19 protein-coding genes are annotated in these 21978 nt (G+C 47.5%); 15 read left to right on the top strand and 4 right to left on the bottom strand.

The genetic code is table 11. From position 1 onward, the window contains the following. Positions 1-21 precede the first annotated feature (21 nt). Together GKG43_RS01300 and GKG43_RS01295 are read left to right on the top strand one after the other, a co-directional pair. Positions 22-1278 carry a site-specific integrase gene (locus tag GKG43_RS01300; RefSeq protein WP_003505062.1) on the top strand — a complete coding sequence of 419 codons (1257 nt, stop codon included), beginning with the start codon at positions 22-24 and terminating at the stop codon, positions 1276-1278. A 222-nt stretch (positions 1279-1500) separates the two neighbouring features. After that, entirely contained in the window at positions 1501-1992 is a 492-nt protein-coding gene (locus GKG43_RS01295; protein WP_050640558.1) for an isochorismatase family cysteine hydrolase, read from the top strand. Positions 1993-2213: 221 nt separating this feature from the next. Here the strand turns inward: GKG43_RS01295 and thrS are convergent, their stop codons facing one another. Next, entirely contained in the window at positions 2214-4175 is a 1962-nt protein-coding gene (gene thrS, locus GKG43_RS01290; RefSeq protein ID WP_050640557.1) for a threonine--tRNA ligase, read from the bottom strand. A gap of 536 nt (positions 4176-4711) precedes the next feature. On the opposite strand from thrS, the gene GKG43_RS01285 reads away from it, so the two are divergent. The 5 genes from GKG43_RS01285 to GKG43_RS01265 all read left to right on the top strand — a co-directional run bounded on the left by GKG43_RS01285 (position 4712) and on the right by GKG43_RS01265 (position 7625). Next, complete coding sequence (locus GKG43_RS01285) at positions 4712-5125, top strand: hypothetical protein (protein ID WP_129878393.1); 414 nt, start codon at positions 4712-4714, stop codon at positions 5123-5125. A gap of 195 nt (positions 5126-5320) precedes the next feature. Then, entirely contained in the window at positions 5321-5539 is a 219-nt protein-coding gene (locus tag GKG43_RS01280) for a hypothetical protein (RefSeq protein WP_050640555.1), read from the top strand. A gap of 124 nt (positions 5540-5663) precedes the next feature. After that, complete coding sequence (locus tag GKG43_RS01275) at positions 5664-6512, top strand: RNA polymerase sigma factor (RefSeq protein ID WP_129878391.1); 849 nt, start codon at positions 5664-5666, stop codon at positions 6510-6512. A gap of 10 nt (positions 6513-6522) precedes the next feature. Further along, positions 6523-7209 carry a DUF2461 domain-containing protein gene (locus GKG43_RS01270; RefSeq protein WP_129878389.1) on the top strand — a complete coding sequence of 229 codons (687 nt, stop codon included), beginning with the start codon at positions 6523-6525 and terminating at the stop codon, positions 7207-7209. A 224-nt stretch (positions 7210-7433) separates the two neighbouring features. Then, positions 7434-7625 (top strand): hypothetical protein, encoded by a 192-nt coding sequence (locus GKG43_RS01265; protein WP_025655996.1) that lies wholly within the window; start codon positions 7434-7436, stop codon positions 7623-7625. A gap of 134 nt (positions 7626-7759) precedes the next feature. Here the strand turns inward: GKG43_RS01265 and GKG43_RS01260 are convergent, their stop codons facing one another. Both GKG43_RS01260 and GKG43_RS01255 read right to left on the bottom strand, forming a co-directional pair. After that, positions 7760-9055, bottom strand: coding sequence for an MFS transporter (locus GKG43_RS01260; RefSeq protein WP_129878387.1), 1296 nt, complete (start codon positions 9053-9055; stop codon positions 7760-7762). Positions 9056-9333: 278 nt separating this feature from the next. Then, positions 9334-10707 (bottom strand): MATE family efflux transporter, encoded by a 1374-nt coding sequence (locus tag GKG43_RS01255; RefSeq protein ID WP_347561919.1) that lies wholly within the window; start codon positions 10705-10707, stop codon positions 9334-9336. A gap of 516 nt (positions 10708-11223) precedes the next feature. Here GKG43_RS01255 and GKG43_RS01250 point away from each other — a divergent pair. The 8 genes from GKG43_RS01250 to GKG43_RS01215 all read left to right on the top strand — a co-directional run bounded on the left by GKG43_RS01250 (position 11224) and on the right by GKG43_RS01215 (position 20459). Beyond that, positions 11224-11589, top strand: a complete 366-nt coding sequence (locus GKG43_RS01250) for an MGMT family protein (protein ID WP_055152999.1) — start codon at positions 11224-11226, stop codon at positions 11587-11589. A gap of 48 nt (positions 11590-11637) precedes the next feature. Then, complete coding sequence (gene recQ / locus GKG43_RS01245; protein WP_055152997.1) at positions 11638-13758, top strand: DNA helicase RecQ; 2121 nt, start codon at positions 11638-11640, stop codon at positions 13756-13758. A gap of 404 nt (positions 13759-14162) precedes the next feature. Further along, positions 14163-14744: an RNA polymerase sigma factor gene (locus tag GKG43_RS01240; protein ID WP_242857576.1), complete on the top strand. Its 582-nt coding sequence runs from the start codon at positions 14163-14165 to the stop codon at positions 14742-14744. After that, positions 14728-15525 (top strand): hypothetical protein, encoded by a 798-nt coding sequence (locus tag GKG43_RS01235; RefSeq protein WP_050640549.1) that lies wholly within the window; start codon positions 14728-14730, stop codon positions 15523-15525. Before GKG43_RS01240 ends, GKG43_RS01235 begins: the two co-directional genes overlap by 17 nt. Before the next feature lie 82 nt (positions 15526-15607). Next, positions 15608-16495: an ABC transporter ATP-binding protein gene (locus tag GKG43_RS01230; protein WP_055152994.1), complete on the top strand. Its 888-nt coding sequence runs from the start codon at positions 15608-15610 to the stop codon at positions 16493-16495. Between the two features lies 1 nt (position 16496). Then, positions 16497-17744, top strand: coding sequence for an ABC transporter permease subunit (locus GKG43_RS01225; protein WP_055152992.1), 1248 nt, complete (start codon positions 16497-16499; stop codon positions 17742-17744). Between the two features lie 1043 nt (positions 17745-18787). Further along, positions 18788-19633, top strand: a complete 846-nt coding sequence (locus tag GKG43_RS01220) for a MerR family transcriptional regulator (RefSeq protein WP_055152990.1) — start codon at positions 18788-18790, stop codon at positions 19631-19633. Positions 19634-19940: 307 nt separating this feature from the next. Then, entirely contained in the window at positions 19941-20459 is a 519-nt protein-coding gene (locus tag GKG43_RS01215; RefSeq protein ID WP_055152988.1) for a nitroreductase family protein, read from the top strand. Between the two features lie 103 nt (positions 20460-20562). Here the strand turns inward: GKG43_RS01215 and GKG43_RS01210 are convergent, their stop codons facing one another. Continuing rightward, positions 20563-21972 (bottom strand): MATE family efflux transporter, encoded by a 1410-nt coding sequence (locus tag GKG43_RS01210; protein ID WP_129878385.1) that lies wholly within the window; start codon positions 21970-21972, stop codon positions 20563-20565. Positions 21973-21978: the final 6 nt, after the last annotated feature.

Genomic DNA, 21978 nt, shown 5'->3' with positions numbered 1-21978 from the left:
CATGGAAAGGAGCATGACGAAATGCCAAAACAGGAACGAGATGTAAAAAGACGGGACAGCAAGGGCCGCCTTTTGAAATCTGGAGAGAGCCAGCGACCAGACGGAAGATACGCTTACAAATATACGGACACCTTTGGGGAACAGAAGTTTGTTTACTCATGGAAGTTAGTACCCACAGACAAAATCCCTGCCGGGAAGCGGGCGGATATTTCACTCCGCGAGAAAATCAAGCAGATACAGAAAGACCTTGACGACGGGATAGACACCATCGGCAAGAAAATGACGGTCTGCCAGCTTTATGCCAAGTACATCCGGCAGCGGGGAAATGTGAAGCGGGGAACCCAAAAGAGCCGCCAGCAGCTAATGAAACTTTTAGAAGAAGATAAGCTGGGGGCGGCCAGCATTGACAGCGTGAAGCTGTCCGACGCGAAAGAATGGGCTTTGCGTATGCAGGAAAAGGGTGTTGCTTACACGACCATCTGCAATAGCAAGCGTTCCCTGAAAGCCATCTTCTATATGGCGATTCAGGATGATTACCTCCGCAAAAATCCCTTTGACTTCCAGATCAATGAAGTAATCAACGACGACACCGAGCCAAAGGTTCCTCTGACCCCCGCACAGGAAAAAGAACTCCTGAAATTCATACAGGATGATACCATCTATTCCAAGTATTATGACGAGGTGGTTATCCTGCTGGAAACAGGACTTCGGATTTCTGAACTCTGCGGCCTGACCCCTGCTGATCTGAATTTTGAAAAGCGTTTTATCCATGTAGACCACCAGCTTTTGAGAAGCACGGAGGACGGCTACTATATCGAAACGCCCAAGACAGACAGCGGATTTCGTCAAGTGCCAATGAGCGCAGCAGCTTATGAGGCGTTCCAGCGCGTGTTGAAGAACCGCAGGGGCGGCAAGGCAATACAGGTGGATGGGTATAGTAATTTCCTATTCCTGAACCGGGACGGCCTGCCGAAAGTAGCGGTACATTATGACGCCATGTTTAAGTGTCTTGCCAAGAAGTTTAACAAGTGTCACAAGGAGCCGTTGCCGTCAGTAATGACGCCCCACACCATGCGGCACACGTTCTGCACCAGAATGGCAAATGCGGGAATGAACCCAAAAGCACTACAATATATCATGGGCCATTCCAACATCATTATGACGCTGAACTATTACGCCCACGCCACATTCCATTCCGCACAGGAGGAAATGGACAGACTGGAAGCCAAGACGGAAATCAAAGTGGTAAACACGGAGAAAACCGAAGCTGCCGCTTAGTAGTAGACAGGTATTTTACTACTTCTTCTACTACTTTTGACCGTGAAAACACAAGGGGTTATAAAAGTATTTGTGAGGTTCTTCCGATATGAAAAACGCCGGAAAAGCCCGAAGTTACGGGCTATACCGGCATTTAAGAACTTCTAAAGAGATAATCGAAAATCTATTAAACTATTATTATAAAAAAGCAAACAAAACAATTTACCTGTAGGAGGAGACAAAATGCAGAACAAAGCCTTAGTAGTAATAGATATTCAAAATGACATCACAAAAAATTACAAAGATATTATAGACAATATCAATAAAGCTGTCGATTGGGCAGACAATCATAATATTCATGTGGTTTATATCAGGCATGAAAATCTATCAGCAGGCACGAGGACTTTCAAACCCAATACACACGGGGCGGAATTAGCTTCAGACTTGAAAATAGTATCAAATAATATTTTTACAAAATATAAAGGAAACGCATTGACCAGTGAAGAGTTTGCAGACTTTATCAGCAAAAATGAAATATGTGATTTCTACATAGCAGGTGCAGATGCTGCTGCCTGCGTGAAATCGACCTGCTACAACTTATGCAAAGCAAATTACGGCGTTTCCGTACTTTCGGATTGTATTACCAGCTATGATAAAAGAAAAATCGACGAAATGCTGCGCTATTATGAGAGTAAAGGCAGTAAAATTATGTGTTTGAATGATCTGTTACTTTGAGCTCCTACTATATAAATAGTCTGTAGTTTATAGCATTGTTTCCTGCCCGTAATAGTTCAGGTAAGCCGGAACTTTTACTCCTGCTGTCTAATACCTCTGTTCGGAATATACGGAATGCGGTGAGAGATATTTTTTCTACCAACTTACGGGCATAAAAGAAACGCCGGCAGCCTGCAAAAACGTATCGTTTATGCAAGTTTCCGGCGTATTTCAAACAGCAGCTATTTCTGTTCCTGTACTTCAATTTTACGGATTTCTTTTGTTCTTATTTCCCGGCAGACTGCGTCGATAAATTCCGGAAGGCCTTTCGCACCTTCATCTCCAAGGAAACGGCTTCTTACGGATACGGTGCCTTCCGCTTCTTCTTTTTCCCCGACAATCAGCATATAAGGGATCTTGGCAAGCCTTGCTTCGCGGATTTTGTATCCGATCTTTTCGGAGCGGCCGTCCACCGTGGCGAGGATATGATTAGCCTTCAGTTCCTTCTCCACTTTGCCTGCATAATCCAGGTATTTATCGGAAACAGGGAGGATACGTACCTGTTCTGGGCACAGCCAGGTGGGGAACATGCCGGCATATTTTTCGATCAGCCAGGCGAGGGTCCTTTCGTAGCAGCCGATGGAGGTTCTGTGGATGATATAGGGGCGTACTTTATCGCCGTTCTGGTCAATGTAGTACATATCAAACTGTTCGGCAAGCAGCGCATCCCACTGGATTGTGATCATGGTGTCTTCCTTGCCGTATACATTTTTTGCATTAATATCGACTTTGGGGCCATAGAATGCGGCCTCGCCCTCATCCTCCACGAATGGTACGTCCAACTCGGTTAGTATATTGCGGATGTGGCCCTCGGTTTCTTCCCAGACTTCTGCATCCCCAATGTATTTTTCCGTGTTATTCGGATCCCATTTGGACAGGTGGTAAGTGACGTCATCCTGAAGGCCCAGGGTGGTCAGGCATTTTTTAGCCAGAGCCAGGCAGCCTTTAAATTCTTCTACCATCTGGTCCGGGCGGACGATCAGGTGTCCCTCGGAGATTGTGAACTGGCGGACACGGGTCAGGCCGTGCATCTCCCCGGACTCCTCGTTGCGAAACAGGGTCGAGGTCTCACTGTAGCGGAGCGGAAGATCGCGGTAGGACTTCTGGCTCGCTTTGTATACATAGTACTGGAACGGGCAGGTCATGGGTCTCAGAGCAAAGACTTCCTTATCCTTCTCCTCGTCTCCAAGCACGAACATGCCGTCTTTATAGTGGTCCCAATGACCGGAAATCTGGTACAGGTCGCTTTTGGCCATCAACGGAGTCTTTGTGCGGATATAGCCCCAGTTATTATCCTCCTCATCCTCTATCCATCTCTGGAGTGTCTGGATAATTTTAGCGCCCTTTGGCATCAGCAGGGGGAGTCCCTGGCCGATGACATCCACTGTGGTAAACAGCTCCATCTCGCGGCCCAGCTTGTTGTGATCGCGTTTTTTCACTTCCTCCAGGTACTGAAGGTACTCGTTCAGCTCGTCCTTTGTGGCAAAAGCACTTCCATAGATCCTCTGCAGCATGGCTTTATTGGAGTCGCCTCTCCAGTATGCGCCGGAAGAGGAAGTCAGTTTAAATGCTTTGATTCCCTTTGTGCTCATCAGGTGCGGGCCTGCACACAGATCCACAAATTCTCCCTGTCTGTAAAATGAGATGATGGAATCTTCCGGGAGATCACGGATCAGCTCTGCCTTATACGGCTCACCTTTTTCTTCCATAAAAGAGATGGCTTCTTCTCTTGGAAGTGTAAAACGCTCCAATTTGGCGCCCTTTTTAATGATCTTCTTCATTTCTTTTTCTATTTTATCCAGATCTTCCCGAGAGAACGGCGCAGAGTCAAAATCATAATAATATCCCGTGTCGATTGCGGGCCCGATTGCCAGCTTTGCATCCGGATATAGATTTTTTACGGCCTCGGCCAGTACGTGGGAGCAGGTGTGGCGTACAACCCGGAGCCCTGCCTCATCACGGGCGGTCAGGATATTCAAAGTGCAGTCATTTTCAATGACTGTTCTGAGGTCAACGACCTCTCCGTCCACTTCTCCTGCGCATGCCGCTCTTGCCAGCCCCTCACTGATATCAAAAGCAATATCAATGACGGATTTGCTTTCCTGGTATTCTTTTACAGATCCATCTTTCAGTGTAACTTTCATTTGTTTTCTCCTCCTTAAAAAATAAAGCCCCTGAACAATCTGAAAACTGTTCAGGGACGATAGACTTTGATACCGCGGTTCCACCCTTTTTGCAAGTGCCACTCATTAGACGGTAACGGTGTCGGCCGGGCTGTATTAAAGCCGCTCCAGGGTGGTTTTCGGATGATGTCCCATGAAATGACTCTCAGCAAATGTCTTTCTCTCTGTATGGTTGCTCACCTTACTCGTCCTGTCTTCGCGTTAACGGTATTGACAAACCTGTTTTTTAGTATATCATTTCTTAATGAAAAGTCAAGGGGGCGCGGAGCGGTGGTGTGGAAATCAGGTCATAGCCGGCTGAACAGTTCCGGGCTGCCGGAATTGTTCATACTGTAGACAAAGTCTTTTATACTAACAAGGTTACAGCTCGGAACGCAATGTTTATTCATAGTATAAATATACAGCGCTTCATTTTTTCTATTTACTCTGGTATAATTAAGTAAATTGAAATTTTCAGACACGCTCTAGCCGCAGCGGCAGCTAAGAAGGGAACTGTAATGGAAAAAAATATAAAGAAAAATCATCTATCCTGTATTAGTGTCTTTTTCATCCTGTTGCTTTTTGCTGTGTGCATAACTGTGAATGCACTTTTTTGTAGTGCCTACAATCTATATGAAGTATTAGATAAGACAACTGTTTTTGAGACGTGCGAAATTTCAGGAAGTATCGTTACCAATGAAGACGGTAATAATATTACCTGTTTTAAGACTTCATTTTTGGACAAAAATAATTCTAGTAATGAAACTATAACGAAGAATAAATGCTCAATACTCACGATTGCAGCTATCCCAAAAGCAACCGGCCTACTTCTTTTTCTTATTATAGTTTTTCTTTTTTTCTATTTAACCTTATTTATATTATTGCCTGATAAATGGACATTAATTAATCAAAAGATACGTCTGGACAATTGAATCAATTCCTTCGCAAATCATGGCCAAAGCATAAATATACATGACCATACGAATCCCTTATTGCAAGTGTGCTGGTGGTTATAAGTCATTTTTAGAATCAAACAATGGCTTCTTTTTTGTATGCAAATAGATAGCGGGTATCAACCGCATACCTATTTTTAGAGCGAAGCAGAGATTCAATTGGAGGAAAATATAATGAAGAAAAAGATATATAAATTTTTTATTACCCTAATGGTGATCCTGTCCCTGGGTTCAGGTCCCATAGCCATGAATGAGATAGCCAAGATGCTAGAAGCTCTTTCAGGTACAGGTGATGCGCAGGTTCAAGAACTTGATGAAGAAGAAAAAGAGTCCGAAGAACTAAAAAAAAGAAGAGATTCCCAGATTCATATAAAGATAATTGATGATAGATAGGGGGAAATTGCTAATGTCTTGATTATTATTAATTGTGCTAAAACTTTAAAATATCTGTCACACCATGGAGCGGATGGTGTCTAATTTAAAGGAAGAAAAAATAAACAGTTAGGAGAAGGATAAGATGAAGGAAGCAAACGATAACAAACATGCGCTTATAGAATCTGCAGTCGGTGGAAATGCAGATGCGCTGGAGAAACTTCTGGCCGGAATTCAGGATATGGTATTTAATCTGTCTCTGCGGATGTTGGGGACAATCCCGGATGCGGAGGATGCGGCCCAGGAGATCCTGGTACGTGTTATGACGAATCTGGGGACATTTCGGAGGGAAAGCGATTTTCAAACATGGGTGTACCGGATCGCTGTGAATTATCTGCTGAATTATAAAAAGTCTATGTTTGCGCATCAGCCGCTGGATTTTGAATTCTATGGAAATGATATCAAATACGCGGTTTTGGATGAGATGGAGGGGCTGATTGAGGAGGAGAGCAGGCAGCAGCTGGCGGAGGAACTGAAATTGTCCTGTACCAATGTGATGCTGCAGTGTCTCGATGCAGAGAGCAGATGTATATTTATTCTGGGCACGATGTTTCGGATCAACAGCCGTACCGCGGGGGAGATCCTGCAGATGTCTCCTGAGAATTTCCGGCAGAGGCTTTCCAGAATCCGCGGGAAGGTGGCTGCATTTCTTGCAGAATCCTGCGGACTGTCCGGCGTGGGAATGTGCACCTGCAGGAAGCGGGTGGAATATGCGGTCCGGCAGAAGAGAATCAGCCCGGAACGCCTGGAGTATCTCAAGCTCCATCCCCTTGAAAACCAGGTGCTGGAAGAGTACAAAGACGAGATGGAAAAGCTGGACGAGCTTTCGCTTGTATTTGATGAACTTCCGATGTACCAGACCCCGGAGACGATAAAGGAAAGAATGCTAATGGTAATGAATTCTTCCCAGATGAAAAAGATTCAGGAATATTAGGAGGCCCAACATGTCAAAAATAATTACTTATCTTAGTGAATTGGAACAGAATAATAACCGCGAGTGGTTTCACTCCCATAAGGCGGAGTACCAGGAGGCGTTCGGGGAGTTTGAAGAGATCATCGCCGGATTGATGGCAGAACTTGGAAAAGACGATGCCAGAATCCTGAACTACCAGCCCAAAGAACTTACATTTAAGCTGATGAGGGACACCAGGTTCAGTAATGACAAGTCTCCGTACAATCCGGCCTTTCGATGTCATATATCACCTGCCGGCAAGCTGCCCGTGCCGGTCGGATATTTCCTGTGTATCCGCCCGGGAGACCGATCATTTCTAGGGGGCGGATTATTTGCTGACATGTTCCGTGATGCCACTGCCATGGTAAGAGACTATATAAACGGCCACGGTGCAGAACTGCAGGAGATCGTGGAATCCCCTCAATTCAAAGATACCAAGTCGGGCTTTGTAATCAAAGGAAACGCACTAAAAAACGTCCCAAAAGGATACAACGCCGAACACCCTATGGCGCAGTACTTAAAAAACAAAAGCTGGTATATTGAAGACAGTTTTAATGATGAGATACTGGAGAACAAGGATACTTTTATCCAATTTGCGGCTGAACGATTTCGGCTTATGGCTCCATTCAATGAATATTTAAATCAGGCGCTGAAGGAATTCAAAATGCCCCAGAGATAATTTCAGAATATTCTGAAAACGGTGGGCAAAGGGGTCAGACCCCTTTTATGTGACTTAATCACAGATTTTTCCAGACAGATAGTGTATAATAATAATATTAAAGAAAAGGAGGTCATGTTATGAAGGTTATAATGAGTAATAATCTGAAAGAATACATGAACGAAAAGGGTCAGAAAGACCTCGTGCTGTTCCTTGGCGCGTGCAGCACATGAGGCGGCTCCTATGTGGAGGTGCTGGCAAGGTTTGCCGGCAAGGATGAGAAACTTGAAGAAAATGGATACAAAAAGGTACCCAGTGAATTGGGACATGTCTATCTGCCGCCTGAGCAAATAGAGTTTGGGGATATCCTGAAGCTTGGCTTTACGACGTATTTCCAGATGCCCCAAATTACGGTAGAAGGCTGCAGGTCTGTCTGATTAACAAACAGGTACTCCCTGGAAAAGCCTTTTACGTTTTCCGGCGGACGTACGAACGATGACGAAGTGGAAAATGCCTCTCCCTGATGTTGAATCAGAAGAGGCATTTTCTAATTTAAAATCTGCACGTCTGGCTATTCTTCAAGCGCCCAGATGTGTTTGTTTTTCCGAAATATCAGACAGGTTATCACACCGATAAATCCCAGTATTAAAAACAGCATTGCTGCACCGCTTCCCTTACCGATGCCGAATAAAAGCCCCGGCAGGCTGTCAGCCGCCTTCTGGCTCATGTATGGTTCAAACACCTTGTCTACGCAGATTCCCCCCAGAAAATAGCCAATCGGAATGGTAAAGAACTGAAAGGTATTGCGGATGGCATATACCCGCCCCTGGAGCTCCACAGGGATGTGGGTGCGAAGCAGTACGTCCATATTCGTATTCATAATCGGGATGAACAGCCATCCAAGCAGTGCGCCCAGGCACCATACGGGTGTACTGTGTCCCAGTGCCAGCAGAAAATTCTCTGTGCTCATAGAAAAAAGCAGAGAATTGGTAATCACCCTTACCCGGCTCTTTGGTTTCGAAGCAAAAGAAGCAAACAGGCTTCCTGCTACATTTGCAATTCCGGAACAGGCATTGACCAGCCCAAGGGCGGCCTCGCTTCCCCCATTGCGCGACAAAAGCATTGCCGGGAGCGCCGCGTTGTACATGGAGGCGGTCAGGTTGATGGCCGAAAGAAAAAGAATCAGGTAAAAGATTCCTTTATTCCGGGTAAGGAATTGCAGCCCCTTTCCTGCGGCCTGAAGAACTGTTTCCTGCGCTTTCCCGGCGGATACCTTAACGGCAGGAATAGGAATAAAAAATGCCAGTGTAATAAATGCAATCCCGAACGTCAGAAAATCAAAGGCAATGACAGCCGTCATTCCAAAAAGCGAAAAAATGGCGGTGGCAATGACCGGGGACAGGATTGTGATCAGAGAATTGGAGAATGAACGCATTCCCCCGGCTCGCTGATATTGTTCCTTTGGCGTGAGCAGGCTGACCGCTACGTCCGAGGAAGGCTGCTGGATGGTGTTCATCAATCCGTTAAAGCCATTGATCAGATACAGGTGCCAGATTTCCAGGCGCCCCGTCCCAAGCAGAAAGAATACAAGTAAGGTGCTGGCTGCCGCGAGACTGTCACATACCAGCATGGTGCGCTTTTTATCCCATCTGTCGCTCAAAGCGCCTGCAAAGATACTCAGCAGTACGTAGGGGGCATAAGAACACACCGTCAGCAGAGCGGATGTAAGCGCGGATCCGGTCTGCTGGTAAGCCCAGATAACAAGCGCGTAACTGGTCATAGAACTTCCCAGTTCCGAAAATGACTGGGTTGCCCACAGAAGGATGAATGAGTGTAATCCCTGAAATAATTTTTTAAAGTTTTTCATTTGACTTTGCTCCTTTTTAATCATTCACTTAAATCGTCATATTAAAAATGCAAAGTCCGGTTGGACGAAAAATAGTCAAGCGCTGCTGCACCAGTGCATCAGTCAAACAGTGCAGAGATGAAACGCTTCCCATTTCTTATCTCCATGCAGTTTCGTCCGTATCAGACCTTGCATGGAGTTCTGTCAATGCAGAGTATCATAAGAATTTCCTCCTTTCTCACAAGCATATAAAATATCTCCAAGAATAGATAGAATCTGGCGAGTACCTCGAATAATAATTAGCTGTCAGTTTTGCTTACGAATTCCTCACCGCGCATCTGCTTCATCACAATGCGGTACAAGACTGTCGTGATGGCAAAGGTACAGGCATCAGCCACCGCCTGTGCCATCTGGATGCCAAACAGGCCGAAGAGCGGGGGCAGAATCAGCAGTGCAGGGATGAAGAAAAGCCCCTGCCGGGCGGAGGCAAGCACGGAAGCATATCCAGTCTTCCCCATGGTCTGCATCATCATATTATTCATAATAATCCATCCGTTCAGTATAAAAGTCAGGCATTGGAACCGAAGCGCCGTTGTTCCGATCCGGATGACTTCCGAATCATTTCGGAAAATGCCGACCAGATGGCCGGACAGCAGTGCACCGGTGACCGCCAGAACGAACAGAACCACGGTGGAGACCTTCACACAGAACCAGAAAGCCTCCCGGACACGGCCATATTTTTTAGCGCCGTAGTTAAACCCGCAGACCGGCTGGAATCCCTGCCCGAACCCGATCAGAGCCGAACTGGCAAACATGGTAATCCTGCTCACAATGGACATGGCGGCAATCGCGGCATCCCCATAGGGATTCGCGGCAATATTCAGCGTCATGGTAGCGACACTGCCCAGTCCCTGCCGGAAAAGCGACGGCAGCCCACCGCCCAGGATCTCCCGCAGCCGTTCTTTTCGGAACCGGACGTTACGGAACCGGATGGGGATGCACCCAGAGATGCGGATGCCGGCCAGCAGCAGAATAAAACTGACGAACTGGCTGAGTATCGTGGCAATGGCGGCTCCCGAGATCCCCATGTGAAAGACAAAGATAAAAAGCGGGTCCAGCGCGATATTGAGGACCGCCCCGATGGTAATCCCGACCATGGAATAAAAAGCATTTCCCTGAAAACGGATCTGGTTATTCAATACAAGTTGTGCAGTCATGTAGGGGGCGCCAATCAGTATGATCCCAAGGTACTGCTCCGTGTAAGGCAGAATCGTTTTCGTAGAACCAAGTACAATGCAGAGCGGTTTTAGAAAAATCAGTCCCAGTGCCATTACTGCAAAACCGAGGAACAGAGCCAGGAAAAATCCCGTGGCCGCCAGCTGCCCCGCCGCATCCGCATCTTTGGAACCAAGCCTTCTGGAAATAGAATTCCCCGAACCGTGTCCGCAAAAAAAGCCCAGCGCCTGAATCACAGCCATGAGTGGAAATGCTACCCCTACCGCCGCCGTCGCACTGGTGCCGATCCGACCGACAAAAAAAGTATCGGCCATATTATAAAATGAGGTAATCAGCATACTGATAATCGTTGGAACAGCCAGCCGGCCAATCAATCCGGGGATGGGCGCCTCCGTCATCATCCGGTATTTTTCATCCTGAGATGTATTACTGTGCAATGCAATCGCGTCCTTTTTGTAATTTGTTTGTTATGTAGAACTTATTTCACAGCATAGCGGAATTATACTGCCAGGAAGACACAACTTCGTTCATCTATGCTTCATAGTATATCATTATATCAAACAGAAGTGCCAATATCTATCGAAGCTCTTCAGATTGTATAAAAAATTTATAGAATTTATAGAAAATAGATTTGGTTTGAATTTCATAGTATCATCCGTAAACACCCCAAAGCTCCCATACCTAAAAGTTTCCCCCCCCCCTATTCTAACATGATGCACGATACAAATAGCCCATTCCATCCGCCTACCCCGTCTCGGATACAACCTGGGGACTGAGGCTTTACTGCCGGTCGGATGAACCAGCCAATCGAACTGTAAGCGGCAAGCCCTCCGGCCCGTTGCTAAATCTCGTTGCTAAATCCCGATATTGCAGTTTGGGAATGTGTGATATATACTAAAAGCCTAAGGGATTATAATGGTGTTAAGATGCAGAGGTTTAAAGCGGGTGTGACTATGGATTTTTACAAAAGGACAGCCTTGGTATGTTCAATCATTCCGGAAGGAAAAGTTTCTACTTATGGGCAGATTGCGCTGCTGTGCGGAAAACCGAAGCATGCCAGGCAGGTTGGGTATGCCCTGAGCCGCGGGCTTGCGGGGGAGGATGCGCCGGCCCACCGTGTGGTGAACGCGAAAGGGATATTAAGCGGAGCCGCGGCATTTGCCACGCCGGACTTGCAGAAGCAGATGCTGGAAAATGAGGGCGTGGAGGTACTCTGGACAGAAGACGGCTGGCGGGTAGATTTAAAACGGGACGGCTGGAAGAATACAATGGACGAAGCTTTATGGCTGCGGGAAGAATTTGACAGAAGGAACATCTGACAGATTATGTAATAGCCAATGGCATTAATTTACAGGAAGAGGAAATGAATGGATAAATATAAAATTTTGAAAGAAGTGTTCGGATATGATTCATTTCGTGACGGACAGGAGGAACTTGTTGAAAGCACGCTGCAGGGAAGAGACGTACTGGGGATCATGCCGACCGGGGCTGGAAAATCGATCTGTTACCAGGTCCCTGCGTTATTGTTTGAGGGGATTTCCCTCATTATATCTCCCCTGATCTCTCTTATGAAGGATCAGGTGACGGCCCTGAACCAGCTGGGGATACACGCCGCCTTCATTAATAGTTCACTGACGGAGGTTCAATACAGAAAAGCGATGGACAATGCCAGAAACGGCAGGTACAAGATCATCTATGTGGCGCCGGAGCGATTGCTGACGGAGTCCTTTTTATCGCTTGTCAGCTGTGTAAATATCTCCATGGTAGCTGTGGACGAGGCGCACTGTATATCCCAATGGGGGCAGGACTTCAGGCCCAGCTATCTCAAGATCGTGGATTTCATCAATATGCTGCCAAAAAGACCAGTTATTGCGGCCTATACGGCAACTGCCACCAAGGTGGTTAAGGAGGATATTGTCTGTATTCTGGGTCTGCAGGAACCGACGGTCATGGTTACGGGGTATGACAGAAAGAACCTTTATTTTGCGGTGAAAAAGCCAAAAAATAAGATGGCTGAGCTGCTGGCGTATCTTCAGAAGAATGGGGATAAGAGCGGGATTATCTATTGCAACACCAGAAAAAATGTGGAGGAGGTCCATGAGGCTCTGCTGCGGGAAGGCTACATGACGGCAAAGTACCACGCGGGCCTGTCGGATTCCGCGAGGAAACAGAATCAGGAAGATTTTATCTATGATATAAAGCCCATCATGGTGGCGACAAATGCGTTTGGGATGGGGATTGACAAGTCCAATGTGCGGTTTGTCATCCATTACAATATGCCCAAGGATATAGAAAGCTACTATCAGGAGGCCGGACGTGCCGGGCGTGACGGGGAGCCGTCGGAGTGCATACTTCTGTATTCCGGGCAGGATGTGAAGATCAATGAATTCCTGATCGGCAGGCAGACAGAGAACGAAGATCTGGATTATGAAGAGCGGGAACTGATACGGGAGAGGGATAACGAGCGGCTTAGAAAAATGACCTTTTACTGTTTTACAAATGAGTGCCTGCGCGATTATATTCTGCGCTATTTTGGCGAATACGGCGGTAATTATTGCGGAAACTGTGAGAATTGCCTGATGGAATTCCAGGATATTGATGTGACGCAGGAGGCGGTCAGTCTGATCAACCTGGTCAGGACAAGCGGAGAACGATATGGCATCAACGCCATTATCGATGCGGTTCATGGATCTGAAAATGCAAAAGTACGCCAGTTCAGGCTGGACAGAAATCCTTATTACGGTACGCTGAAAAAAGTTACGCTGGTCCGCATCCGGCAGATTATGAATGATCTGCTGGTGAAGGGATATCTGTTCCTGACCACGAATGAATACCCGGTTTTGAAAATGACAGAAATGGGAAGGAATCTGGTCTGGGAGGAAACTCCGGAACCGGTGATTCTCAAACTTCCGAAAGAAGTGGAAAAAGCACCTGCAAAGCAGAAGGCGGAAAAGAAGCAGAAAGTGGTTGACGTGAAATATCCGGATCTGTTTGAACGCCTTCGTCAGAAACGGTATGAGATGGCACAGGAGAACCATGTGCCGCCGTATATCATTTTTTCGGACAGGACGCTGAAAGAGATGAGTACTTATCTTCCTTCTAATAAGGCGGCCATGCTTGAGATTAACGGGGTTGGTACAAATAAGTATGAAAAGTACGGCGAAGATTTTATGGGCATGGTCAAGGCATATATGGAAGAAAAAGGGATCCGTCCGGAGGAAGTAGAGCCAAAGGCAGAGCCGGAAGAGGAACTGGACGAAAAGACGGGTAAAAAGAAAGTAACCATCAAAGACGGATTTGAGGCATACCGGGACAGCCTGGTCTCACAGGGTGTTGTGCAGGCTTACGCGGCATGGACCGAAGAAGAGGAGGAGCGGCTGAAGGAAGAGTACCAATCCGGTATGAAGATAAAGGAGATCAGCGAAGTGCATCACCGTTCAGAGGGCGGAATACGCAGCAGGCTGAAGAAGATGGGAATGATTCTTTAACTGCAGGCAGTTAAAAAATAAAGAAAGAAACAGATAAAAAGAGGCATCTTCCGGTTAATCATGTTTAACCAGGGATATGCCTCCTTTTTTGTGATAAGGTATATAGCCGCAAAGCGGCATCGCGGCGGCGCCAAAGTGTGCAAGCCCTTCATGAGTGAGGCGATGAGAAGTTTAGGCGGGCCTGCCCACTTTGTTTTTTGCCAGATACACCAAGTTGACAGACCGCAGGAGATATGGGAGGATATGAAAGATTACAGGAGGCGGGAAAGCGGAATGTATACTTGGCTTAAGCGGCAAAATCCACGATTTGGCTGTCTTTGAAAATATATTTAATTTAGAAAATTTAAATCATTTCAGGAATCCCATCCGTTATTATTAGTAGGGGACGCCCTGAGGAGGAAAAATTGACGCGCGAAAATGAAATTTTTAAACAAATAGAACAAGGGAATATGGAGGGGCTGGATGAGCTGGTCAGTATGTATTATCCGGAAATATACCGGTATTGCTGTTGGCATACCTCTAACCAGGCAAATGCAGAAGATGCGGTGCAGGAGACATTTCTGAAGGCAGTCCGCTATATGGACAGGTATGCCCACCGGGGCAGATTCCGAGCCTTTCTCTATCGGATTGCTGCGAATACATGCATTGATATGAGCCGGAGGAAATGTGAGGTGCCCGTGGAGGACGAGGTGTTGGAGGCAGTGCCTTTGGTGGATTCCTCCTTCCAGGAGACGGAAGACGATACGGACTTTTTGAGGCTTGTCAGGCAGCTTCCGGAGGAAATGTCGGAACTGGTCTTTCTGCGTTATGGACAGGAAATGAAACTGCGGGAGATCGCGGAGATTACCGGGCTGCCAGTCAGAACGGTACAGTCAAAGCTTCGTTATGCACTGAAAAGGCTGAAAAAGACGGCTGCTGCAGGGCAGGACAAAGAGGGAACATTGCAAAACATGCAGGAATGGCGGGGTGATGGAGATGAAAAATGATGCATTTATAACGGAGCTTAGAAAAGAGTTCCGGGAAAAACAACCGGAGATTTGTGAAAAACATTTGGAAAAAACGGCCGGTATGGTGAAAACTTTTTATACAAGCAGGCAGAACAGCCTGTCCAGGGCCAGAAGAATCGGATTTGGTGAACTGGTTCTGCGCCAGGTCCGGTTTATCGGTTGGAAAATATGGTGTTTACAGTTGATGGTGCTGGTTGGAATGTTTTGTGCGCTTCATACCATTTTAGCGAATATGGAGGTGGCCTCCAGGCATCTGCCCTATCTTCTGTTTGCGATGGCTGTGATGCTGGCGTGGATGGCAGTCCCCATGATGGGAAGAAGCCTCCGATACCATATGGCAGAAGTCGAGAGTGCATCTCTGTTCTCGGCCGGCCGGCTGATGGCGGCAAGGCTGCTGATTACAGAAGCCGGGGCGGTTGTATTGATGGCGGGAATGATTTGTATTACGGCTGCGGGAAATATATACCGCTTCAGCGAGATTATTTTTACAAGTCTGCTGCCATTTCTGGCAGTAAGCGGTATCTGTACCGGCCTGCTTGGGCACATCAGAATCCAGTCTTATGTGAAAAGCTGCAACGCGGGGGTGGTATGCATTCTTGTACTCGCTTTTATCATGGACCGGCTGGACACAAAAAAACTGGCGGATCTGCCGCAAGCAGTGGGATGGACGGCATGTGTATTCTGCCTGGCGCTGTGTGCATATCAAATCCGGAGAATCTGGAAGAAAGACAGCCTTAAGGACGGAGCGGCGTTTTGCTGAAATATATGTTAAGCAGAGGCAGCAGTTCAGTTTCGTCTGAACTGCTGCAGGTACGAAGTAAAACGAGCTGAAAGGAGAAAATATGGAGCTGAAAATAGAACATCTTACAAAAAAATATAAAGACAAGACGGCGGTGGATGATGTTAGCCTGACGGTTACCCCTGGGATCTGGGGGCTGCTCGGCGCAAACGGAGCCGGGAAGACGACTTTGATGAGAATGATAGCGGGAATCATGAAACCCACCTCGGGCTGCGTGAAGTATGACGGGATCAATATCGCTGCGCTTGGGGGGACCTACCGGGATATCTTTGGATATCTGCCCCAGGAGTTTGGATTTTATCCGGAATTTACCGTAAAAGATTACCTGGAATATATGGCGGTGTTAAAAGGGCTGACCAGGCAGGAGTCAAAACGAAAGATCGGAGAACTCCTGGAGACACTGACGCTGGGGGAGGTAAAAAATAAAAGGATTGCGAAGCTGTCCGGCGGAATGAAACGCCGTGTGGGAATCGCCCAGGCGTTGTTAAACGAACCGGAGATCCTGATACTGGATGAACCCACAAGCGGGCTGGATCCAGGAGAAAGGGTCCGTTTCCGCAACCTGCTCTCTGAGTTTGCACAAAACAGGATCGTACTGATCTCCACACATATCGTACCGGATGTAGAGTATATAGCCAGCCAGAATGCTGTCATGAAAGACGGACGTATATTGGCATCGGGGACGACAGATGAGCTGGTAGGAATTATGGACGGCAAAGTCTGGAATGTGCAGATGCCCGCCTATGATGTGCATCGGGCAGAGCAGAAGGCCAGGATCGTAAATCTGCGCAACGATAACAGTGACTATGTATCCGTCCGTTATCTCTCGGACCAGCCGGTTTTTCACGATTCCGTACAGGCTCAGCCGAGACTGGAGGATTTGTATCTGTGGCTCTTTCCGCAGGAAGAATCGGGAAAGGAGGAACACTGATATGAGACTTTTTCTAATGGAACTGAAACGAATTCTGAAAACCAGATCCGTACAGATCGTGATACTGGGAGCCCTTTTGCTGACCGCATTATTGGCATATGCACCGATTAGCTTTGTGAGATACACCATACAGGATGATTCCGGGTATAAGTCGGAGTTCAAAGGGATGGAGGCAATACGGGTACAGAAGGAGGCCCAGGCGGACTATGCGGGAATCGTGACGCCGGAGATGATCGTACAGGCATTGGCACAATATCAGGAATGCGCGGGGCAGTATAAAAACGGTATTTACGATGAAAATATGCCTGTCAATGAATACAACGAAAAAATAGCGCCGGTTTCCTTTATTGTCAGGAAACTGGCAGAGGTGTATGCAGACGATAAATCAGGATTTGCAGCAGATGAAATGAGCCTGACGGCGGAGGATGCCGGGCGGTTTTATGAGCAGTGCAGCCAGCACCTGTCAGATGTGATGAATCTGGAACAGCCGAATCATCCCCAGGCCAGGAAGAAGGCTGCGGCCATGTACGAAAAAGTGGATAAGCCCTTTTCCTATTACCCGGGTACGGATTCCAATTCTATAGAATATTTCGGGATCATGGTACTTTTGATGGCAGTGGTAGGAGTCGTAATCACAGTACCAATATTTTCCATTGAATACCAGACAGAGTCTGACCAGATCCTGCGCTGCACAAAACATGGAAAGCGTCGGCTTGCGATCGTAAAACTGCTCGCCTGCTTTACCATACTGACCGTAATATATGCGATATGCATGACGATTTTCACAATCATAATTAACACAGCATTTGGCTGGGAGGCCAGGCAGACAGATGTGCAGTTTTTGTTTTCCGCAATCACTTTTATAAAACTGACAGTGGGGCAGCTGCAGCTGCTTATTATAGGAATGGGATATCTGACCTTACTCGCCACAATTTTCTTTACCCTGTTTTTATCCAGCAGACTAAAAAGCGTGTCTTCAACCGCCATCACAGCTCTCGTCTTCTGCATTCTGCCCTTCTTTCTCAACAGCTTTTGGAATAGCGGTTTGGGCGACTGGATCAGCGCGGTGCTGCCGTCGGGCGGAACAGGAATGGGGAACAGCTTCTTGTACGCCCTGCTGGATACCCGGTTTCTGTTTATCGGGGAGCATGCCTTCTGGGTACCTTGTGTCATGGCAGTGGCTGCAGCCGTAAATATAGTATTGTTCTGTGTACTAACGGCAGAAACTTACTGCAGACGTACCATCTAAAAAGAATGAATTGGGGTATGAGTGGGGGGCGCGGATGAGGGGCGCTAATGAGAAGGCGAGTCCGGCGCCTGGCGGGGCAATGTCTGCTGGTGAAATGTCCTGACACTTCGCTAAGAAGCTGTAGAAGAAAACGGAAGGCAAAGAGGGGTACTTGACGCATTTGGCCCGAATGCCGATGCATTCGCGCCGCAGGCGTCAACAGAATTTGCCTGGTAAGGCAAATTCTGCCCCCTCTTTGCCTTCCGTTTTCTTCAACAGCTTCTAGAGCTTGCTTTATGGACTTTTCACCAGCAGACATTGCCCCGCCAGGCGCCGGACTCGCCTTCTCATTAGCTGGGCGCATCAGGACGGAAGATTTGGACTCATTTCCCGGGAGGAAGCCTACGACGGGAGCGGCGTATTTGGGCTCACTAGGATTTATGTTTTTTAGAGGGGGAATTTGTCTGTAAAGGTCTTAGGGCGCAAGCTTTTTCCGTTTATTGACTATGAAGTATAAAGTCATATTACAGATGATCTCTTAAAGAGTGTCAGCTAAAGAACAAAGTGTTTTAATAACCGGGGCAAAAACAGTACCGAGGAGTCTTTTCCATCCGCTGCTCCCGTTCAGACGGTACCAACGAAAAGAATTTCTTACTTTCCGTCCGGATGAACCAGCCAAGGGGGAGGTGGGACGCAGGACTTTCTGCCTGTAAGGCCGGTTTAAAACGCCTTATAGCGGACGATTAGAAGTTCTTATAGAGCCAGAGGCGCCCAGAAGGGATGAAAATTGATTTTCAAAATCAATTTTCATTCCGGCCTAAAACGAGAAAGCATCCGGCTTTCTCGTTGCATGTCGGAAGTGCCCTTCTGGGCGCCTCTGGCTCTATTAGAACTTCTTCGTCAAGCGCTCAGGATTTTAAACCGGCCTTACAGGCAGAAAGTCCTGCGTCCCACCTCCCCCTTGGCGTCCCCTCCCCGAATCTTAACAAATTCTTCCCCCAAAAGTCTTGACCCTTACGGTGCGTCAGGGTGTATCGTAGTCTTATCAAAGGAGGGTATGAAAAATGAGAACAGTGAAAGAAGTATCAGAAATAACGGGTATCAGCGTGCGCACGCTTCATTATTATGATGAGATTGGGCTGTTAAAGCCTACTTCATGTAGTGAGGCCGGATACCGGCTTTATGACGATAACGCACTTGAGACTCTTCAGCAGATTCTGTTTTTTAGGGAATTTGATATGCCCTTAAAGGAGATCAAATCCATTATGGATAATCCCGAATTTGATAAGGATAAAGTACTCACCAGCCAGATGCGGATGCTGGAACTGAAACGGGACAGGCTGAACCGGCTGATCGGTACGATCATGGATATTCTGAAAGGAGAGAACAGGATGAGTTTTGAAGTATTCAGTAAAGCGGATATCGAGGAAATGTACAGCCTTATGCTGGAAAATATGGGAGAATCGCAGAAAGATGCTCTGAAAAAACAGTATGGTGATCTGCACAAATTTAAGGAATCTTTTCTGGAGAAAGCCGGTTCCGGGCAGGCGCAGGAAAATTATCAGAAGATGATTGAATGGTATGGAAGTAAAGACAAAGCAATGGACGCGGTAAAAGATAACCTGCCGGAAGAAGTTTTTAATGCCTATCAGAAAAGAAGCGAAACACTTTATCAAAAACTTGCGGAATTAAAGGGGAAGGATGTAAGCACGTTTGAGGTAAAACAGATTGTAGGGGAGCTGGATTTTGTTTCCAGACAATTGTATCAGATGGATGATGTGAGCGCGATGATGTTGGAATTGGCAGAGATGTATGAGACGGACGAAGGAATGGACAAATACTATAATACTGCCTATGGAGACGGAACAGCGAAATATTTGTGCAGGGCAATCCGGGCGTTTTACTGCTAAAGCGCGTTAGAAAATTGTAAAAGCAGCAGCTGTCTGTAAGATAGCCTAAATTTTCGAGAGAATTGCCGCATATGCGGAGTGTTTAAGATGAGGGTTACTATTCACGGCTCATGGGCAGATGCCCGGAGACCATCACGTCATCGGCTCCGATTCTGTGCAGCAGGGTGCACGGCACGGTCTGAACAGTAACTGAATCGTAACGACAATGGCGCTATGCGACATATGGGGTTTTATTGCAGAAATATAAGTGGTACAATGGGGATGGAACCGTTTGTGATGTTTAGGAGTGTATGAAGGAGTGATTCGAATGAATGAAACATTGCGGTGTCTGGAGGAACGCAGGAGTATTCGTAAGTATACGGGAGAGCAGATTCCGGAGAAGATTCTGGAGCAGATCCTACAGGCAGGCACGTATGCGCCCACCGGGATGGGGCTGCAGTCTCCGGTGATGGTAGTTGTGCAGGATGCGGATATGATCCGAAGGCTTTCTGCTCTGAATGCGGAGGTTATGGGGACGGACAGCGATCCTTTTTACGGGGCTCCAACGGTGATTGTCGTGCTGGCAGACAGATCCAGGGGGACCTGCGTTGAGGATGGCAGTCTGGTTATTGGGAATCTGCTGAACGCGGCGGCTTCACTTGGAATCGGATCCTGCTGGATTCATCGGGCGAGAGAGGTGTTTGCCGGGAAAGAGGGCAGAGAGATTCTGGCAGGCTGGGGCCTGGATCCGGACCGGTATATTGGCGTGGGGCATTGTATTTTGGGATATGCGGCGGAACAGGGGGAGGCGAAGCCGAGGAAAGCCGGCTATGTGATCCGTGCTTAGAAGCCTGGGATCAGGCCTGTATCATGTATACAAGAACGGTTAAAAGATGTATAAGTCGGAACTGGCACATTGGGTAGGCAAAAGCCTTCCAATGTGTTTGTCTTTATGTCCGGGAAACCGATTCCTGCTGATGCAGCTTTTTCCATTTCCCCGTCCGGTACTCCATATATGAGATCAGATAATTTGCCGTCCAGCCGATGGGGACTGCCAGCCAGACCATGGATATGCCGAAAAGAGGAGCCATAGCGGCAGCAAAACAGACCCGGATTCCAAGATTTACCAGGTTTGCTACGGTAAACATTTTCATATCTCCGGCTCCGCGCAGTAAACCGTCTGTGATCATTTTCAGGCCGATCAGGGCGTAGAACCAGCCCATGAATCTGAGGCAGCGGATGCCGGTATCCAGAGCCAGGACGGAACCGCCTTCCCCGAGAAACATGGTGATGATCGGGCGGTAAAACAGCTGCAGTGCGAGGCAGAGCAATACGGCAAATGCGGCAACGATCCCATAGGCAGTGTGATAGCCCTTCTGTACCCGGTCGAACCGGCGGGCCCCGATGTTTTGGGCTGTGTAGGGGGACATGGCATTGCCCATTGCGGCCATGGGGACGAAGCACAGGGCCTCCACGCGCATGGCGGCGGAGTATCCGGCAAGGATTTCGGAACCAAAATTGTTGACAACCGACTGCACCAGCATCATGCCGATGGAGACCGTGGACTGCTGAAGGATAGATGGAAGTGCGATTCTGGTCATAGCCTTCAGTTCCTCTTTGCCATACGGTACAGCAGGCCCGGCGGGGTATGCCTTCAGTTCCCTTAAGAACAGAATAAAGGCGGTGATTGCAGAGATGCCCTGGGCTATAAGCGTGGCCCATGCGACTCCGGCTACCCCGAGATCCAGGGAATATACCATGTAGATATCCAGAAGGATATTAAATACAGAGGAGAATATCAACAGGTAGAGCGGAATACGGGAGCGCCCCAGCGCATTAAACATGGAAGACAGCACATTGTACATAAATAAAAAGGGAAGCCCCAGAAAATAGATATTCAGGTATTCTGTGGCCTGTCCCATGATATTGGACGGCGTGTTCAAATACAGCATGATCGTGCTGCTCTGCCATAAGCCGAAAGCGCCCAGCAGGATGCTCAGACCAAGAAATGTGAGCAGTGCGGTGGATATGGAGCGTTTCATCTTTGTATAATCCCGGGAACCGAAAAGGCGGCTCGTAACAACGGAGGAACCGATGCCGCCGCCGATGGCGATAGAAATGAATACATTGGTCAGCGAATAGGACGCCCCAACTGCAGCCAGGGCATCTTCGCCCACAAACCGTCCGACCACGACGGAATCGGCCATGGTATAAAACTGCTGGAACAGGTTTCCGATCATAATAGGAAAGGCAAAGACAAGAAGTGCCTTCAGAGGTCTTTGGTTTATTAAATATTCTTTATTCATGAGTGTGGCACCTTTCAGTAATAAAATCAGTAAAATTAGTATTGCTAAGTTCATAAAGAT

Source organism: Eubacterium sp. BIOML-A2 (genome assembly GCF_009680135.1).
In the GTDB taxonomy this organism is placed as follows: Bacteria; Bacillota; Clostridia; order Lachnospirales; family Lachnospiraceae; genus Faecalicatena; species Faecalicatena contortus_B.
Note: the sequence above shows the minus strand (reverse complement) of the source record. Positions and strands in the feature narration are given on the sequence as shown.

Bases quoted from the DNA above. Each gene is read 5' to 3' on its own strand.
- GKG43_RS01210 (WP_129878385.1), bottom strand. From the start codon at position 21,972: ATGAACTTAGCAATACTAATTTTACTGATTTTATTACTGAAAGGTGCC.
- GKG43_RS01250 (WP_055152999.1), top strand. From the start codon at position 11,224: ATGGATTTTTACAAAAGGACAGCCTTGGTATGTTCAATCATTCCGGAA.
- GKG43_RS01220 (WP_055152990.1), top strand. From the start codon at position 18,788: ATGAGAACAGTGAAAGAAGTATCAGAAATAACGGGTATCAGCGTGCGC.
- GKG43_RS01300 (WP_003505062.1), top strand. From the start codon at position 22: ATGCCAAAACAGGAACGAGATGTAAAAAGACGGGACAGCAAGGGCCGC.
- GKG43_RS01215 (WP_055152988.1), top strand. From the start codon at position 19,941: ATGAATGAAACATTGCGGTGTCTGGAGGAACGCAGGAGTATTCGTAAG.
- GKG43_RS01235 (WP_050640549.1), top strand. From the start codon at position 14,728: ATGGAGATGAAAAATGATGCATTTATAACGGAGCTTAGAAAAGAGTTC.
- GKG43_RS01275 (WP_129878391.1), top strand. From the start codon at position 5,664: ATGAAGGAAGCAAACGATAACAAACATGCGCTTATAGAATCTGCAGTC.
- GKG43_RS01230 (WP_055152994.1), top strand. From the start codon at position 15,608: ATGGAGCTGAAAATAGAACATCTTACAAAAAAATATAAAGACAAGACG.
- GKG43_RS01295 (WP_050640558.1), top strand. From the start codon at position 1,501: ATGCAGAACAAAGCCTTAGTAGTAATAGATATTCAAAATGACATCACA.
- GKG43_RS01225 (WP_055152992.1), top strand. From the start codon at position 16,497: ATGAGACTTTTTCTAATGGAACTGAAACGAATTCTGAAAACCAGATCC.
- GKG43_RS01270 (WP_129878389.1), top strand. From the start codon at position 6,523: ATGTCAAAAATAATTACTTATCTTAGTGAATTGGAACAGAATAATAAC.
- recQ (WP_055152997.1), top strand. From the start codon at position 11,638: ATGGATAAATATAAAATTTTGAAAGAAGTGTTCGGATATGATTCATTT.
- GKG43_RS01260 (WP_129878387.1), bottom strand. From the start codon at position 9,055: ATGAAAAACTTTAAAAAATTATTTCAGGGATTACACTCATTCATCCTT.
- thrS (WP_050640557.1), bottom strand. From the start codon at position 4,175: ATGAAAGTTACACTGAAAGATGGATCTGTAAAAGAATACCAGGAAAGC.
- GKG43_RS01285 (WP_129878393.1), top strand. From the start codon at position 4,712: ATGGAAAAAAATATAAAGAAAAATCATCTATCCTGTATTAGTGTCTTT.
- GKG43_RS01280 (WP_050640555.1), top strand. From the start codon at position 5,321: ATGAAGAAAAAGATATATAAATTTTTTATTACCCTAATGGTGATCCTG.